This window comes from Brevibacillus sp. M2.1A (assembly GCF_013284355.2).
GTDB lineage: Bacteria > Bacillota > Bacilli > Brevibacillales > Brevibacillaceae > Brevibacillus.
On sequence record NZ_JABSUY020000001.1, the window covers coordinates 3,819,262 to 3,836,506 of the forward strand.

A 17,245-nucleotide genomic window follows, 5' to 3' on the forward strand; every position below is an offset into this window, starting at 1 on the left:
AAATACATCATTGGTAGGTAGCCCCTACCATGAACCATTCGAGAGCTTCTGAAAATTCATGTGGAAGCTCTGATACCTGGAGAAAGGTACACATCTCGCTTACGATCCGTTCTCTGTTTTGCCCGTATTGCTCTGTAAGTCGAGCTAGCTGCTCCCAATCACTGAGCTCCTTTTGAAAGGCAGCTCGGTCCAATGGCCGACCATGCGATTCCACGAAAAGGATTGCTTCAGACTGGTACGCTTGCTTCAACAGGCGCAGAAAACAGGAGGCTGTATAACTGCGCGGTCCTCCATAGACAGAGGGACCCAAGGCATCTCCTAGGAACAGCGTTTGATCTTCTTTTACGTACACATAGCACGAATCTTCCGAATGATCACCTCCGACATGGTTCACCTGACATGTCACGCCACCAAGGTCGATCGTGATCGATTCATCGAATAGGATATCCGGCTCGACTATTCGGATCAAGTCCCGGTTCATTCCGTACTCTTTTCTGATGTTCGCCATCGTGCTGGCATTGATGATCTTCTCCTTACAAAGCTGTTCCATGACTTCATCCGACCATTCCAGCCCCATCAGCTTACTCAATGAATGTGCGGTTTTTGCCTGCGCGATGGTAGGTAGATCCCATGTTGACATTCCAAATGTATGATCCCAGTGCCAATGAGTCAATATGAGCAGATCTGGAAGACGAACACCTAGCCTTTGCAACTCCTGACGAAACAACGCGGCATGCGCCGGTGAATTTCCAGCATCGATCAAGAGGGTTTTTCTTGCCCCCGTAATGGCTGCTAGGATCGGGCGATCTGTGTCATGACTTGCATGCATAATCAAGATATGTTCGGTAATCTGTTCGATCGTGGACATTTCCTTCTCCCCCTTCCAAATACGCCAACAGAAATATTTTCCATGTTATCACACACCACTACCTTCTCGCACAAACAAAAACGCCAGTGTTACCATGTGTTTTTGTAGATACCCCTGAGATACGATTTTGCCCATTCACGGCATTCGAGCACCCTCTAGAAGCTGGAGAAGAAAACACCTTGTGTTTACCGATAGTAGGCAAAGGATCTGTTGCATAACTTTTCCAAGGATAGAAAATCATAAATAATAAATAAGCTTACGAGTCTGTATTGGCAGCTTTGTTGACGATAGCCCCGTCCTGTTTTACTTCATTTGGAGTCCAATGTCACAGGGATCGAAGATAAAATCCTCGCGAAGGCGTATCTATACGTTCCTGTTAAAATATAGTGTTTCGGGATTGGGAATGAGGTGAAAGAGGCAGCCGCTAAAAAACGGCTGCCATTCACTTATCTACTCGTGGATACCTTCCACATCGCCAAGCATTGCGCCAGCAATCGTCAGAAAATCTTCGAAACCGACTTCAAAGTGACCATAGCGGAAGTGATATCCCCAATTTCGATTCCCGCGCGTGAAGGTAAGCTGATCCAATAGAGAGGCAATCTTCACTTCGCGACACGGAATATAGCGGATATTCCGACGATATGGCACAAAGGATTCGGACATCGGATATTCGTAGATTTTGTCATCTGCAACTTGTCCAATAGCGGTAAATGCTTGAAGCACTTCCCCCTTAGACAAGTCTGTTCGTGGAGAATAGTATATCAACCAATCACCGGGAGACATCCGACGCAACGGTGCCGACTTGCCATGACAGAGCTGGGCGAATCCACCCAGCACCCCCCGTTTTACATGTGAAGCAGATACAACTCCAATCCAGTAGCGACTTTTCTGGATTGTTACCTTGATCGGCATCGTTCCTATCCCTTCCTTCTTTAAAATTTATACGTTTCTTGCTAATTACAACGTTTCGTCTTCAGAATAGATGACGATTGTGCATTTCAAGAACGTATAGTATTTGGCATAAATGTTCCTTCATATATCATCTCAACGTGACTATATAAAAACGTTACTGACAACAGTATGTCAGTAACGTTTTATCATTTTTCCAATGGTTTTAGTTCTACTCTCTCCAAATACAAAACCGAATTTATTAAAGATTATTACGATCACCTTGTAAATGGGAGAGGAATGAGCAACCGATAATGTGTTTCAAGATAGCTACTGTCAAAAGAAAATAAAGTATCAGACACTAGTCAATATTACATCGAGAAAACTTGGATAAGATACCGAAAAGGATTTTATCCTCCATACTAGGAATTAGTATAAACAAATATTCGGATATTTAACTTCAAACATTCCAGGAAAGGCAGTGAATGAAATGGCCATACATACGTTTCAACCGCAACGGTATTACATCAATTTCGGCTCTTATGAACCGGCGCTGGTTATAAACGACGGCGACACGGTTATCACCTCTACCATCGATGCAAGAGGATGGGATCACATGGGAGAAAGCGTTGCCCCCAGAGGAAATCCGATGACGGGTCCCTTCTACGTGGAAGGCGCACAACCAGGTGATGTGTTGGAGGTTAAGCTGGAATCGATGACGCCAAACCGGGACTGGGGATGGACAGCCAATGTGCTTGCGCCTAACGTAGTCGATCCGCTGACAGCTACAACATTGCCCACTCTGGAAATCGTCCGCTGGCAGGTGGATGCTGCGCAGGGTATAGCGAGGTTAGAGGAGCCGACACCCGGTTTAGAATACCTGAACCTGCCGATTCGTCCGTTTCTCGGCTGTTTCGGTGTAGCCCCTTCCCGAGATCAGGCCATATCATCGGCGACAAGCGGCAATTACGGCGGGAATATGGACTACAAAGCGTTAGTTGCCGGTGTCTCTGTCTACTTTCCAGTGTTTGCGGAAGGCGCGCTTTTTCATCTTGGCGATGGACATGTGGCACAGGGATGCGGCGAAATTGTTGGCACGGGTATAGAAATATCGTTAGACGTCCGTTTTTCCGTCCGTGTGCATAAGGGCAAGACGATAAAATGGCCGAGGGTGGAGTCCGACACTCACTTGTCTTGCATCGGCAACGCCAGACCGCTCGAACAAGCGCTCCAGCACGCAACTACTGAAATGCTCTCCTTGCTAGTCGAAGACTATGGACTCTCGGTAAATGAAGCAAGCCTGCTGCTCGGCCAAGTCGTCGAATATGAGGTGGCCAACGTGTTCAATCCCGCTTACAGTGTCGTCTGTAAAATTCCAAAAGCCTATTTACCTGTTCGCAAATCCTAGCCCGCTCAAGGATTAAGAGAGGACGGATAGCCCCCTTCTTCCCATACCACCATATATGCAGTCCACATACGGCGGTAGTCATTGACAGAGGAATTGATATTGGAAGACTTAATTAGAGCCTCTATCATTTTTTCGAATGGAAAGTAATTGAATCTATTCCAATAACGCGTGGCTGGTTAAACTTAAATTGGAACGGATCAAAAAACAGCGAGCGCTGTTTCAGCACCCGCTATTTTTTATGGAACCATCCATGACAGTAAATTGGACTGTAAATACGTGATGATACCGATTATTACAACCAAGAATAAACTGTGTTTCACCGTAAAGCGGAATAAATCAGATTCTTTTCCGGCGAGTCCTACCGCAGCACAGGCAACGGCAATCGACTGCGGCGAAATCATTTTACCCGCTACCCCACCGCTCGTATTAGCTGCTAGGGCCAACACAGGTTCCATTCCCACTGATGTTGCTGTGACTTTTTGCAGGTTTCCAAACAGCAGGTTGGAAGAAGTATCTGAGCCAGTTATAAACACCCCTAACCAGCCAAGGAACGGAGAAAAGAACGGAAATAACGCCCCTGTGCCCGCCAACGCCATCCCCAGTGTGGTACTCATTCCGGAAGCGTTTGCAACATAGGCAAAACCGACAACAGTCGCAATCGTGAGCAGCGGAAATTTCAGCTCGATCAATGTCTCGCCAAAAGTGGCAAGCCAATCTTTCCAAGGGATGCTAACGATAAATTTGGTAACAATGGCGGCAAACAATATCGCTGTTCCCGCTGCTGCCAATACTTCTAATTTGAAAAGAGCAGCAATCGGTTTTCCATTCCCATCGATAATCAGATTATGCAGACCAGGGACCTCAGGCGTGAAGCTCAATGCTTTCCCAATCGGATTGAGCCAGTTAAATAAAAGGTTAGCCCCTTCATATTTGCCGACCAGCGCTTTTTTCACAGTCGGAATTCCCCAGATAGAGATAAAGGCGGTCAATACCAGGAAGGGAGACCATGCCTTGAAAACTTGTCCGGGTGTAAAGAGAGCTTTGCTGTTCTTGATAGCTTGTGCAGAGGCAGCTACTTCCGCGGTAGCTGCTTGTTCCGAGGGAAAACGGAAAATCGTTTTCGGTTTCCAAACCTTTAAGAACAAGGTTAACGCAACCAAAGAAACCAGTGCAGATAAAATGTCAGGTAGCTCCGGCCCCATAAAATTAGATGTCAAGTATTGTGTCAAGGAGAAAGAAATGCCGGAAACTAGGATCGCCGGAAGCACTTCAAGAGTCTTTTTAAATCCAGACATGATTACAACCAGATAGAAGGGAACAAAGACAGATAGGATAGGCAGCTGGCGGCCGACCATTTTGGATATTTCCATGGCTGGAACGCCAGTGGGACCTTCCATGGCGATAATCGGAATTCCAATAGCACCAAAAGCAACGGGTGCCGTATTGGCAATTAAGCAAAGACCCGCGGCATACAAAGGATGAAAACCCAAGCCGACAAGAAGCGCAGCAGAAATCGCTACAGGAGCGCCAAAACCGGCTGCCCCTTCAAGAAAGGCTCCAAAAGAAAAGGCGACAAGAAGTGCCTGCAGACGGCGGTCTTCCGTGATTGATAAGACAGAGCTGCGGATAATATCAAATTGCCCTGTTTTCACCGTGAGCTTGTACAAAAATACGGAGGAAATGATGATCCAACCGATGGGCAGAATACCATAAACGGCTCCTTGCACCGAAGACATTATCGCTATTCCCGCGGGCATGCGATACACCAATACAGCAACTAGGATCACCATCAGTAAAGTGGTCAGCCCTGCCATATAGCCCTTCATACGTTTGATCGCAAGCGCCCAGAAAAAATAAAGAATGGGAATAAGCGCAACAAGCGCAGAGATTACGAGACTCCCCCCAACCGGAGTAAAAACTTGCGTCCATGTCATGGTTTCCACCTCTTTTTTATTCTTTTTATTTGAAAGCGGTTTCGGAATTTTAAATGTAAAATGGCTTGATATCCCCCTTACGAACTTGTATTTACCAGACAGTCAAAGTGTCACCATCTGATATGGTCATCTGATGTCTTCTTTTCGACAGTTCTCATTATATGTACCCTTGTTTTTTTTGACAAGTATTTTTTGAATATTCGAAACTAGTTGTTTTAAAAGTTGAATTATGTACCCTTTCCCTCGTAACCTATGCCAGAAAGGATGCAGCCTTGACAAATAACTGACAATTCAGGTAGGATGAACTCATCAGATGACCCTAAGAAAGTAAAGGGTGAATGCAGAATGAAAGCGGTGCCACAATTCAAAGTACGCAAAACGTACGAAGAAGTATCTGACTATATCAAAGATCAAATTATCAATGGCGTTTACAAACCTGGAGATCGACTGCCTTCTCTTCGCGAATTCAGTGACCTTTTTGGAGTCGGTCAGTCAACCATGCGAGAGGCAATCAGTGCACTCAAAACGTTGGGTCTTGTGACCATTCGTCAGGGTGAAGGTACGTTTGTCACCCGCTTAAATCCAGAAGAGGTATTGTCTGGATTTGAACCGATTCAACCTGTCACGGAACAAGACATCATGTCACTCTTGGAGGTTCGGAAGATCATTGAGACGGGAATCGTTCAACTAGCCGCCGAGAGACGGTCTGATGAAGATTTGCAACGTATCGAGGATGCATTGAAGGAAATGGAAGCAGCAGTTTCAAATGGAGATTTAGGAGAAAAGGCCGACTGGAAATTTCATTACGAAATCGCCAAAGCATGCCATAACTCGGTTCTGGAATCAATCATGCAATCCATATCTGAGACCATGAGCAAGGCACTAAAAGCAAGCCGCGAAAAAATGTTTCAAACGAAAGGAAATCCGGAACGGCTCCTGGCTGAACACAAGGAAATTTTCAAGGCTATCGCTAACAAAAATTCCAAAAGAGCCGAAGAATCCATGCTCTACCACCTACTTGGCGTAGAAAAAGAAATGTTTGATTAAGATCAAGCATTTTCTTTTTTAAACAAGTCATCAGATGACATCATGATCATATATTTGGATGGAACATGATGGCTAATAAACTCGAAAGGAAGCTGGATGAATGAAAGTATCAATGTTTATTACCTGTCTATCGGATGCTTTTTATCCTGAAGTGGGCGAAGCAATGGCACGACTTCTGGCTAGATATGGCATCAAGCTGGATTTTCCCGAACGGCAAGTGTGTTGCGGCCAACCAGCTTTTAACAGCGGGTATTGGGATACCGCTAGAGAAGGAGCAAAAACAATTATTCATACATTTGCAGACAGCGATTTTGTGGTTGCTCCGTCCGGTTCTTGTATCGGGATGATTCATCACCACTACCCTACTCTTTTTAAAGAAGATCCGAAATATCTGGCACTTGCTCATGATCTCATTGGTAAAAGCTATGAGTTCTCGCAGTTTCTTGTTCATGTGCTCGGGGTGACCGATATTGGTGCCCTCTTCCCCCACCGCGTCACCTATCATCCCTCCTGCCACGGTAGCCGTTTACTTGGCGTAAAAGACGAGCCTCATATTCTGCTCTCCCAGGTAAAAGGTTTGGAGTTTGTGCCCCTTCCTTTCGCGGAGGATTGCTGCGGATTCGGAGGAACTTTTGCCATAAAGGTCTCCGACATCTCCGGTGCGATGGTTACAGAAAAAGCAGAACATGTGCTGGAAACCAATGCAGAGGTCCTGGTCGGCCTTGATATGGGCTGCCTAACAAATATCTCCGGACGTTTGCACCATGAGGGACATCCGATTCGCGTAATGCATCTGGCAGAGCTATTGTATGAAGGAGTGAAAGAGAGGGTATGAACGCAAAAACATCCTCAACCGCAACTTTAAATGAACGCGCACAAATTGCACTAAACGATAATTTTTTACGAAATGCCGTAAAATTCACAACAGAAAGACTGAGAACAAACAAAGTTACAGCAACTGACGAGTTGGGTAACTGGGAAGAATGGCGTGAACAAGGACGGCAGATTCGCCTGCATACAATTGCACATTTAGACTACTACCTGTCGCTGTTCGTAAATAATGTGCGAGCGTTAGGTGGGCATGTACATTTCGCCTCTGATGCCAAAGAAGCTATAGAAATCACAATGAATATCGTGAAAGAAAAACATACTCGATCCGTTGTCAAATCAAAATCGATGCTTTCTGAAGAAGTGCATATTAATCAAGTGTTTGAACAACATGGAATCGAAGTGGTGGAAACGGACTTGGGAGAATATATTATTCAACTCGCCGGTGAGACTCCCTCCCATATAATCATTCCCGCCATTCACAAAAACAAAGAGCAAGTAGCAGAGCTATTTTCAAACGTGGCTGGAAAGCGCTTACCAGCAGATACTGCTGTTCTGGCAGGCTTTGCCCGATCAAAGCTGCGGGAGAAATTCCTTGAAGCCGAGATTGGGATGACCGGATGCAACTTTGCTATCGCGGAAACAGGCTCCATCGCATTGTTTTCCAATGAAGGAAATGCCCGCATGGTAAGCACGGTTCCTAAAACACAGATCACCTTCATGGGCATGGAAAGAATCATTCCCTCTTTGGAAGACCTTGAAGTAATGGCTACCTTGCTGCCGCGTGCCGCTACAGGGCAAAAGCTGACGGTATACATGTCGTTGATAAATGGGCCTCGCCGCTCAGATGACTCCGACGGACCAGAGGAGTTACACGTAGTAATTATTGACAACGGCCGTTCAAAGCAGCTGGGAGATCCCGAATTTCAGGAGGTTTTAAACTGCATCCGCTGCGGAGCATGTCTAAATGCTTGCCCTGTCTATCGACATGTAGGCGGACATGCGTATGGTTGGGTGTACAGTGGTCCGATTGGCGCCGTACTGACTCCTCTCCTGCATGAAGACAAGGAATTGGCGAATGCATCCAGCCTATGTGGGGCCTGCTATGAAGCCTGTCCCGTTAAAATACCGCTGCATGATATGCTCGTCTACCAACGCAGACGAAATGTGGAAGAAGCTTTGACAAAGAAAGCGGAACAACTGGGAATGAAAGCCTTTAAATTTATTTCTTCCAACCACAGACTGTTCCGTCGAATTCTGCGAATCAGCCAACTGGGACAAAAGCCTTTTGTCAAAGGTGGAGTGATCACAGCCAAAATCGGACCTTTAAAGGGTTGGAATACCTATCGTTACGCACCAAAACTTGCCCAACACTCCTTCCGGGATACGTGGAAAGCGCTTGACACTGAACTTCAGTTTGAATTGCAGGAAATGGGTCCGGAAATGAAAGATCGTCTAACCGACATCCTGAAAAAACGGGGGAACACACATGAGTCACAGTGAAAAAGAAGCACAATTCTTCAACACGATCGCAAATCGGTTAGGCAGAAACCGGATGACCACTCCTCCCCCACAACCCGTTCGCGGTGTTCCGGACTTTTGGAAAATGTACCATCTCAGCTCTGATGAAAGAATAGACCTATTTATTAAAAATTGGGAGATGCTTGGTGGTGTCGCTAAACGCTTTTCTTCTCCAGAAGCTCTTTGCTCATATATCGCTGAAGTAGTCCAAACCTTTGAAGCAAAACGAATCATTCACGAAGACCACGTCCTTTTTCAAAGCATGTACCAGGACAGCTCGTTCAATGGTGTAGAGATGACGATATGGCGGAAACAGGAAGAATCTGATTTGCTGAGTAAAGCGGCGCATGCTGATATTGGGATTTCTATTGCAGATTTTGCCATTGCCCATACTGGCACAGTCGTGATGACTTCGGCAGCGTCAAAAGGCCGCTCTCTCAGCTTGCTACCCACCATTTTTATGGCTGTCATTCGAACTGAAAATATCAAAACACGTATGGGTGAAGCTCTACAGGAAATCAACAAATGGAATGACGGCAAAATGCCTGCGGGCGTTCACTTTATTTCCGGTCCCAGCCGTTCCGCCGATATTGAGAACGACTTAACTATTGGCGTTCATGGTCCAGGAATTGTTCACGCACTTATCCTTGAAGAAGAGATCAAAGGATAAATGGAATCACAGACGAACGTCCGATGGAAGGTACTTATATTCGCTTCTCTTTTTATTGAATAGACGTTCTCCAGAGACGTAAACGCGAATTTTCAACTGGCCACCATCGTTCGAACCACCAGAAGGGTGGGGGTTCGCCTCCCCCTTTTCTATCATGCTCCCATTAATCTCAAAGCTACTTTTCTGAATTAGAAGGTTTTCTCCGCCTTAGGAGTATCATAAAAGCTGTTGACGATTACCTGTAAATGGAATATCCAGTGCTTCTGTATATGGTACACCTCTTTTGGCGTGCGAGCTCTCCTCTCTCATCACGTTTGTTCCCAACAGCCAAGCGTTAACAAAGATATGAAAAGCATAGGTAGGATCAAATTAGAAAAAATTACGACTTCGGTTCCGTATTCATGAGGGATGAACCGCTCTTTTTTCTATAAGCCCTTGACTTTCACATTAGCGTGAACGTTTAGACTACATCCAGAAAGAGATCTCATTCGCTCAAGGAGGAACAAAAATGAACTACTACACAGGGAAAAAAGCAGTCGTAACTGGAGGAACACATGGTATGGGCTTGGCTGTGGCAAAAGCTTTGCTGACAGGCGGCGCCGAGGTCATCGTCTCTGGTCGTAATCCAAAAAATGCCGAGGAAGCAAAACGTGAGCTGGGCGAACGGGCACATGTTGTGGTGTCTGATGTATCGAGCATGAAGGATGTGCAAGCATTCGGGGACTATGTTGAAAAGCATTTTGGCAAGATCGATTTTCTCCATGTGAATGCAGGTACTTCTATTCTGGAACCGTTTTTGGAAGTCACTGAAGAGACCTACGATCGGATTTTTGAGGTAAATACGAAAGGGGCATTTTTCACCGTCCAGCGCTTGGCGCCGCTAATTCATGAAGGAGGTTCCATCGTATTTACATCTTCCGTAGCGGATGAAGGCGGCTACCCTGGCATGAGCGTATACAGTGCATCTAAAGCGGCATTGCGTTCCTTGGCCTCCGGGTTTGCGGTGGAGTTGCTAGACAAGGGTATTCGCGTCAATGTCGTGAGTCCCGGTTTCATTGATACGCCTTCCATGGGAGTTGCCGGTTTCACGGATGCAGAACGCGTTACCTTCCAGGAGCTTGGTGACAAGATTACACCCATGAAACGTCATGGTTCGTCAGAAGAAGTGGCGAAAGCGGTGCTTTTCCTCGCCTTTGACGCTACCTTTACGACTGGTGCGAGGCTAACTGTGGATGGTGGCATCGGGCAAAACTTGCATTCCTTGTAAAAAGACGGCCCCGGAGCAGCTGATCGCTTCGGGGCCGTGACCATGAACTAACTCGTAACCTTTTTACCACGTGTAATAGCTATTTGCCTCTCCAGCGTTTTCTTCCACTCTTGGAGTGCCTCCATCTGTTCGTTCACTTTTCTGAGCTTTTGTTCGTAGATCGCCAGCATTTCCTCGCAATATTCGTAATCGTCGGGAGCTGCCACTTCCCCTCTGAAGACCGTCCTGATTTCATCTGCGGTCAACCCCAGCTTCAAGTACAGTTGAATCATTTTGACACGTTTGACTGCCGATTCATTAAAATAGCGGTAATCGTTTTCCAGTCGTTCTGCCTGTAGCAAGCCCTTTTCTTCATAATGACGGATCGACCGGGTACTGACATTCGTTAATTGGGATAATTCGCTTATTTTCACGGAGCATAGATCCTCCTCGTAAGAAATTGCTATCCCAATTATATGCCAGAATGTCAATGTATCCATATCGTTTTTGATTACGAATCTATTCTTGTATTTTCGTTGATCTTTGACCTGCTTTTGACGAAAAGCAATGTTGCTCCCATCAGCATCACAAATAAACCTACTACGGCAAAAGGCAGATACTTATTCAACTGGTAAAGACTTGTGCTGAGAATCGGTGCGATGACAGCGGAAATTCCTTGGACCGATGCCACAAGCCCCGCAACTCCTCCTTGCTGTTCATGATCAACGGCAAGCGAAGCTCCTGCCATAAATCCTGGCATCATGAGCCCAGTTCCTACACCAAACAAGAAAAATGCCGCGGCATAGACGATCACATGGATGAAGAAAAGAAAGAGAGACAAGCTGATGATTAAGAGCACCGCCCCGAAAAGTATGAGTGATCTTGGTTGCCATTTAGGATTTTTCATTTGTAGTCCTTGTGTGACAATCATCGCTATGCCAGAAATCATAAGTCCTACTGATAACATTCTGGCGGTTTCCTTTGTTGTTAAAGACAACTGATCCTGAAAATAAAACCCTCCAACGACTTGTAAGGTGATAATGCTGAGCATCGTTGCCAAACCGGCAAACAAATATAGGGGAAGGCCTTTTTGAAAAGGACTCACCTTGGGAGGTTTTTCGTGAATGATGGGTTTTTGAGCCGGAATCAAGAAGTACACGATGCCCAATGCGACCAGCGGCAACAGTGCGCCTATGTATAACGGCCAAATCAGACCGATCAGTGCAAAGGCTGCAGCAATCGCTGGACCCAGAACAAGCCCCATCCCATTGGCTGCACCGATTAAAGCCATTCCTGCCGCCCTACCCTTTTCGTTAGTTACATCCGCTATGTACGCCTGCGCAGCAGATGGAACTGCCGGGATAAACATACCGATCAATCCGCGTGCCACAATGAGCAATCCAACGAGAAGCCCGCCACTTATTACCTGTGATAATCCTGCATACATGGTCGCTGTGAACAGGACATAACTCATAAACATTCCGAAAAAACCAATGACAATGACAGCTTTCCTTCCTTTCAGATCGCTTAACCGCCCCCAGACAGGTGCCATCACAGCCATTGCAATTGAACCGAGTGAAATAATGATGCCAGAGTGAATTTCACTGAGGCCTAATTCACGGATAAGCGGCGGCATTACGGGAGCAATAATCATCAATCCCACCATCGCCACAAATACACTCAAAAATATACTAAAACGGATTCGAAACATCGCACATCCTTCTCCTTCCATAGAGCACGCTTTTCATCAAAATCGTAAGAGAAATGCGTGACCGCTACTACCTGAGAACGGAGAGTTTATGCTCCGTAACGGATTTTGTTTGTCGCTTTGTTTAAATAAATCCTTTCCATCCATCGTCACAGCTGACCTCACTTACTTCCTGCGTTTCATTTCATATTTAACATTTTTTATCACGCCTAACAAAATGAGACTACCAGTCAGCATGTAATCACGCTACCGGAAGTCTCATCTGCCCTTCTTCTATGTTTCTTTTCCTACAGCTTTACTACCATTTTTTCTTAGGTGGACATATCGGTTTGCAAGGTGGCGGAAATGTCGGTTTTGGTGGGGGTGTCGGTGGTGGGGTCGTTGGAATAGGAACTTGTTGATCCTGCAAAACTTTTAGACCAATACGCAGAACGATTTTTTCACGAACGGTCGAGAATGTTTTGGTTGTGTCCTTGCACCGCTTACTTTCCAAACCGATATCTAATTCGGTGAATTCCGTGAATAACAGCTCACAATACGGTCTCTCATTGTAAACTTTTCGGTTGCCAAACAAACCTACGTTAATCTTTGCCGCGTGACCTGATTTATTCAAATATTCTCCGTGTGACTCGAAATCTGGTGCCAGTTGCAAAGTCGGTCCTGTAGCAGGAAAGGTCAGATCCGTACAGAAATCGAATGGTATCAGTGCTGTTGTATGTCGTACATCACCGCAAACAGCAGTTCCCGTTACTTGATCGACTGTGGTGTACTCGATATTTTTTCGAATAAAACCGCTGACGAACAGCTTTGCAGACAGCGGGTTAAATGTGGGAACCAGCTCACATTGTTCCAGAATGACACTCTTCAATACCCGAATGATCTCAAGGGCAGGCCTCTCTAAATGGACATTAGCCTCGACACATACGACAACAGCCGTTTCTGCCAACGTTACAGGTACTTTAATCGTTTTAGGAAAAGTGGTTTCGGTTGAAGCCATTCCGAACACTCGGGCATTTTCCACTGTACAGCTGTTTTGCGTCACTTGAGTTTGACCACATTTACAGCCATCGCCATGTATACCCATTTTACTCTCACTCCTTTATCAGCCACCTACTCTCTTTATATTATATGGACTAGACACAATATGGATTTGGCTGATGCCAAGCGTTATCTGCCCTTTTTTCTAGAAAAGACTGTTTACCTTTTTCGTTATGTATGGAGGCGGAACGGGAACCAGCTGCTTCCGATACCACCATACACGACCGCTAATGGTTGCCAAGCCGCTGAACTCCTTCCATTCTGATTGCGAATGGGTGAGAGGATCTGCTGTGAGGTTGATTTGCCAGTCCCCTGTCTCTACCCATCTATTCGTCGGACAAGCTGGTGCTGTGAGAAGAATTGCGCTTGTTCCTACATTTTCTTTGGGCAAAGAAGGGCGTAATACTGTAGAAGTAAAGGGTATGCGAATCGTTTCATGCTCTACTTTTTGCGAATGGACAGTGACCCCCACCCCCTTGATTTCCAACTCACCTGACAGCCAGACAATCTTTTTGCTATCATCGTGTCGAACGTGCTGGATATGGATCTTACTTTGGCATTCCACTTCCTTCCACTCGAGTTTCCAGGGGACACGTAAGGAATGTACCCACTCTACGTCCCAAATTTCTTCTAAAAAAGCAACCTGCATGAACGATTGACCCGCGTTTTCAACGTAGACTACTTTTGCTTGAATCAGTTCTTGTTGAGAACTGTTGTTTTCTTGCGTACGATCCTTGGCATTCATAGGGGGTGGGGTCGTAGCTGCAACAGGTGGCACTTGTTCGGTAGTCATCTGCTTGACCGGAGGTGGAGGTGCTTGTTTTCGCTTGCCCTTTGGTTTCTTGGAGCGATACATTTTCTGCTTATCTGTGGCACCTTCCAGAGACCGCATCTGTTCCTTCGGTGCGACAAAGAGGAGCGGGAGTGATGCTCTCGACTTTTGCAAGGAGCCTCGCTGGTTTGGCATTGGTCTTTTATTCTTAGGATTTTTCTTGTCGATCGGCATGTCCTCACTCCTTTCCATCAAAATACGCCTCTCTTTATCCATACGTGATCGCCCGTCTGGTTGTATAGACACTTGCCCTTTGGGTATACAATTCGTCTTCCCATGGCAAACCTTATCCCGCATAACCCGCAAAATTATGAATCACCGACCAATCAACTCCTTGCTTACAACAAAAAGACATCCGCCCTTGTAACGGATGTCTTGCTACCTACGATTCTTCATTGCTGAGCTTTTCTTTAATCAGGTAACGGCATTTTACTTGACCTTCCGCCATACACGAAGTACGCTCTACATGCGCGTCTACTAGCGACTCAAACAAGGAGAGCTCGCATCGACATGCTTGGCGATAGCGAATAGCTACCTGTAAGAGAGGGCAATTCGCTTCTTCAAGCGTATACAAACCATCCCCGACTTTTTCTAAGTGAGGCATGTATCCTTCTTCATTTTGTATGCTTGCCAATGTTTTCACTCGCTGGTCAAAACCTTGTCCTCTCATTACCTCCCGATAGTTTTGTAACATCCGTGCCATCCGCTTCTCAAATAATTGATCGACAAAAGCTTCCCCATACAAATCCTGAATGCCCGTCAGCATCTCTGTAGCCAACTCGCTGTAGTGACGCGGAAATAATTGTTCAGCAGTATTCGATAGATGATACACATAGGCTGGTCTGCCTGTTCGCTGACGAACCAATCGAGACTCGATATACCGTTCCCTATGCAAAACATCTAAATGCTTACGTACTGCGACTTTTGTTATGCCGAGATATTTAGACAGTTCCTGGACATCGACCGAACGGCGCTTCTTAAGCAACACCAAAATTTCTCGACGTTTTTCCTGTTCTTGAAAATAAACTGCGTGTCTGTTCATTAATGGACCTGCCTTAGCGGATTGCTTCGTTATACAAACGATTGACTTCCTCCCAATTGACTACATTCCACCACGAAGAGACAAAATCAGGACGTTTATTTTGGTACTGCAAGTAATACGCGTGCTCCCACACATCTACGACCAATATAGGCGTTTTCTTCTCCATAAAAGGAGTATCCTGATTAGGCGTGCTCATCACTTCCAACTTGTCTCCGTTGACGACGAGCCATCCCCATCCTGATCCGAAACGACTGACAGATGCTTTTGTCAATTCATCCTTCATTTTCTCAAAACTTCCGAAATACTTGTCGATTCCTTTCGCAATATCCCCTGTTGGTTTCCCGCCGCCAGTGGGACTCATGATCGACCAATACAAGCTGTGTCCATAATGCCCGCCCCCATGATTTCGAACTGCCATGCGAATGTCTTCCGGGATATCCTGCAAGTTACTGATTAGTTCTTTGACCGAGGCATTCCTGAACTGCGAGTGGTTTTCTAAGGCTTTATTTAAGTTAGCCACATACGTAGCATGATGCTTTCCGTGATGAATTTCCATCGTTTTCGCATCCAAGTAAGGTTCCAGCTCATCATAACGATATGGCAGTTCCGGTAACGTAAAGGCTTCCATTTCCTATTTCCTCCAATCTTGATTGTCGATTACAAGCCTAGTTTACAAGATGAAAAATATTTTGTATACACCCAAATTTGTTTCCTTCATGCAAAATTTATTTCACATGAGGCTTGCATTGCAAACAACACCTCTCTGTTGTAAAATATCGACAAATCATCTTTCCTTAAGGAAACAATTTTTCCTCAAGTAAAATCTTTCGTGCAGGAAGGAATATGATTCCATGAACGTCGTATTGGCAAAGGAACCGCCATATCCAGTTTTTCAGCCCCTGGTGCATCTGGCGACAGGACATTTTTTCGGGTACGAAGCACTTCTTCGCTCCTCTACACAGCACTCACCAGAATTCCTTTTTCGAAAAGCTCGTGAAGAAGGACACTTGTTTGAATGGGATACCATGTCGATGAAAAAAGCGATTGAATCTTACTTTACGAATGTGACTTTCAACGATCATGCCCCATATTTGTTCATCAATGTGTTTCCTTCTACGTTGGTGAACCCCGCTTTCCTATCGTTTGTTACCGAGGGCCTATTTGGATCGTGGAACCGTCGAATAGTCTTGGAAATCAATGAGACCAATGAAGAAGACAAGATGTGGGAGTTAAGATTGTTGGGGAAAAAAATACGTGAGCTGCGTCAGCATGGGTTCCTGATCGCATTAGATGATGTCGGCTCAGGTGCCGCGTCATTAAAAAAGATCGTGGAATATGAACCAGATATCGTTAAGCTCGACAGATACTTCGGCAATCAACTGTCCTCCATGCCCAATAAGCAAAAGCTCGTCTCGCTTTTCGTCCAATACTGCCAAGATCATATTCAGCTTGTACTGGAAGGAATCGAGGAGCCAGAGGACTTAGCTGTCGCTTTGGCACTTGGGGTACCTGTAGGTCAAGGTTTTTTGCTGGGGTACCCCGAACCACTTCAAGCAACACAAAAAAGACGATGATAACTTTCTCATCGTCTCTCGTGTCTGACTATTTTCCTATCAGCTCCAAGGAAGCGTTCAGTGCATGAGCAACATATTCTTCTGCACTATGTTGAATTTGCTCATCCGAAACCCCCGATACCCCTTGGAATAAGAATGGTTTCAAGAATTTCATTCCCGTTAAATTTGCCATCGCTTGCAACGGTTTGATCAATTCGCTGATGGAATAGTAGTTGTATCCATCACGTTGATAAGCTTCCTCGGGTCCGCCCGTAGAAATCGCGAGGAGAAGCTCTTTTCCATGCAGCTTGTTTCCTTCAGATCCGTAAGCCCAACCATACGTCAACACAACATCCTGCCACTGTTTCAACAGGGCCGGTGTGCTGTACCAGTAAAGCGGAAATTGAAAGACGATACGATCGTGCTCTTGCATCAGCTTTTGCTCTTGTTCAACATCGATCTGAAAATCCGGATAGGCAGCGTATAAATCGTGAACCGTTACACTTTCTTCTTGTTGTATTCTTTCCTTCCATGTTCGATTGATTCGAGATTGAGACATGGTAGGGTGTACTGCGATGACGAGAGTTTTCATGGAAATCCTCCAAAAATTTGGTTTGTACATACAAATTGACAAAAGTCTAGGACACTGTCAACTATCCCGC

Annotated in this window: 17 protein-coding genes; 7 read left to right on the forward strand and 10 right to left on the reverse strand. The window is 45.6% G+C overall.

The annotated features are described in order from the left end of the window. Positions 1–7: 7 nt before the first annotated feature. Positions 8–868, reverse strand: coding sequence for an MBL fold metallo-hydrolase (locus tag HP567_RS18325; protein ID WP_173607690.1), 861 nt, complete (start codon positions 866–868; stop codon positions 8–10). Positions 869–1,318: 450 nt separating this feature from the next. Continuing rightward, complete coding sequence (locus HP567_RS18330) at positions 1,319–1,780, reverse strand: EVE domain-containing protein (RefSeq protein WP_173607691.1); 462 nt, start codon at positions 1,778–1,780, stop codon at positions 1,319–1,321. A gap of 466 nt (positions 1,781–2,246) precedes the next feature. Between HP567_RS18330 and HP567_RS18335 the strand changes: the two genes are divergently transcribed. Continuing rightward, positions 2,247–3,164 carry an acetamidase/formamidase family protein gene (locus HP567_RS18335; protein WP_173607692.1) on the forward strand — a complete coding sequence of 306 codons (918 nt, stop codon included), beginning with the start codon at positions 2,247–2,249 and terminating at the stop codon, positions 3,162–3,164. A 236-nt stretch (positions 3,165–3,400) separates the two neighbouring features. Here the strand turns inward: HP567_RS18335 and HP567_RS18340 are convergent, their stop codons facing one another. After that, complete coding sequence (locus HP567_RS18340; protein WP_173607693.1) at positions 3,401–5,098, reverse strand: L-lactate permease; 1,698 nt, start codon at positions 5,096–5,098, stop codon at positions 3,401–3,403. 345 nt (positions 5,099–5,443) lie between these two features. On the opposite strand from HP567_RS18340, the gene HP567_RS18345 reads away from it, so the two are divergent. From HP567_RS18345 to HP567_RS18365, 5 genes are all read left to right on the forward strand, one after another. Beyond that, entirely contained in the window at positions 5,444–6,145 is a 702-nt protein-coding gene (locus HP567_RS18345) for a FadR/GntR family transcriptional regulator (protein WP_173607694.1), read from the forward strand. Between the two features lie 100 nt (positions 6,146–6,245). Then, positions 6,246–6,980 carry a (Fe-S)-binding protein gene (locus HP567_RS18350; protein WP_173607695.1) on the forward strand — a complete coding sequence of 245 codons (735 nt, stop codon included), beginning with the start codon at positions 6,246–6,248 and terminating at the stop codon, positions 6,978–6,980. Further along, positions 6,977–8,476 (forward strand): LutB/LldF family L-lactate oxidation iron-sulfur protein, encoded by a 1,500-nt coding sequence (locus HP567_RS18355; protein ID WP_173607696.1) that lies wholly within the window; start codon positions 6,977–6,979, stop codon positions 8,474–8,476. Before HP567_RS18350 ends, HP567_RS18355 begins: the two co-directional genes overlap by 4 nt. Continuing rightward, positions 8,463–9,164: a LutC/YkgG family protein gene (locus tag HP567_RS18360; RefSeq protein WP_173607697.1), complete on the forward strand. Its 702-nt coding sequence runs from the start codon at positions 8,463–8,465 to the stop codon at positions 9,162–9,164. Before HP567_RS18355 ends, HP567_RS18360 begins: the two co-directional genes overlap by 14 nt. Before the next feature lie 508 nt (positions 9,165–9,672). Then, positions 9,673–10,431: an SDR family oxidoreductase gene (locus HP567_RS18365; protein WP_173607698.1), complete on the forward strand. Its 759-nt coding sequence runs from the start codon at positions 9,673–9,675 to the stop codon at positions 10,429–10,431. A gap of 47 nt (positions 10,432–10,478) precedes the next feature. Here HP567_RS18365 and HP567_RS18370 read toward each other — a convergent pair whose 3' ends face one another. From HP567_RS18370 to HP567_RS18395, 6 genes are all read right to left on the reverse strand, one after another. After that, complete coding sequence (locus tag HP567_RS18370; protein WP_173607699.1) at positions 10,479–10,844, reverse strand: MerR family transcriptional regulator; 366 nt, start codon at positions 10,842–10,844, stop codon at positions 10,479–10,481. 77 nt (positions 10,845–10,921) lie between these two features. Continuing rightward, the gene (locus tag HP567_RS18375; RefSeq protein WP_173607700.1) at positions 10,922–12,121 is read right to left on the reverse strand and encodes an MFS transporter; all 1,200 of its coding nucleotides are present in this window, start codon (positions 12,119–12,121) and stop codon (positions 10,922–10,924) included. A gap of 295 nt (positions 12,122–12,416) precedes the next feature. Beyond that, the gene (locus HP567_RS18380; RefSeq protein ID WP_173607701.1) at positions 12,417–13,202 is read right to left on the reverse strand and encodes a CsxC family protein; all 786 of its coding nucleotides are present in this window, start codon (positions 13,200–13,202) and stop codon (positions 12,417–12,419) included. 99 nt (positions 13,203–13,301) lie between these two features. Beyond that, a complete protein-coding gene (locus HP567_RS18385; protein WP_173607702.1) occupies positions 13,302–14,180 on the reverse strand; it encodes a hypothetical protein in 879 nt (292 codons plus the stop codon). A 190-nt stretch (positions 14,181–14,370) separates the two neighbouring features. Then, positions 14,371–15,030 (reverse strand): helix-turn-helix transcriptional regulator, encoded by a 660-nt coding sequence (locus HP567_RS18390; RefSeq protein WP_173607703.1) that lies wholly within the window; start codon positions 15,028–15,030, stop codon positions 14,371–14,373. Positions 15,031–15,043: 13 nt separating this feature from the next. Then, positions 15,044–15,658, reverse strand: a complete 615-nt coding sequence (locus HP567_RS18395) for a superoxide dismutase (RefSeq protein ID WP_173607704.1) — start codon at positions 15,656–15,658, stop codon at positions 15,044–15,046. A 223-nt stretch (positions 15,659–15,881) separates the two neighbouring features. Here HP567_RS18395 and HP567_RS18400 point away from each other — a divergent pair, with 223 nt between their 5' ends. Beyond that, positions 15,882–16,604 (forward strand): EAL domain-containing protein, encoded by a 723-nt coding sequence (locus tag HP567_RS18400; protein WP_173607705.1) that lies wholly within the window; start codon positions 15,882–15,884, stop codon positions 16,602–16,604. 28 nt (positions 16,605–16,632) lie between these two features. Here HP567_RS18400 and HP567_RS18405 read toward each other — a convergent pair whose 3' ends face one another. After that, positions 16,633–17,175, reverse strand: coding sequence for an NAD(P)H-dependent oxidoreductase (locus tag HP567_RS18405; RefSeq protein ID WP_173607706.1), 543 nt, complete (start codon positions 17,173–17,175; stop codon positions 16,633–16,635). Positions 17,176–17,245: the final 70 nt, after the last annotated feature.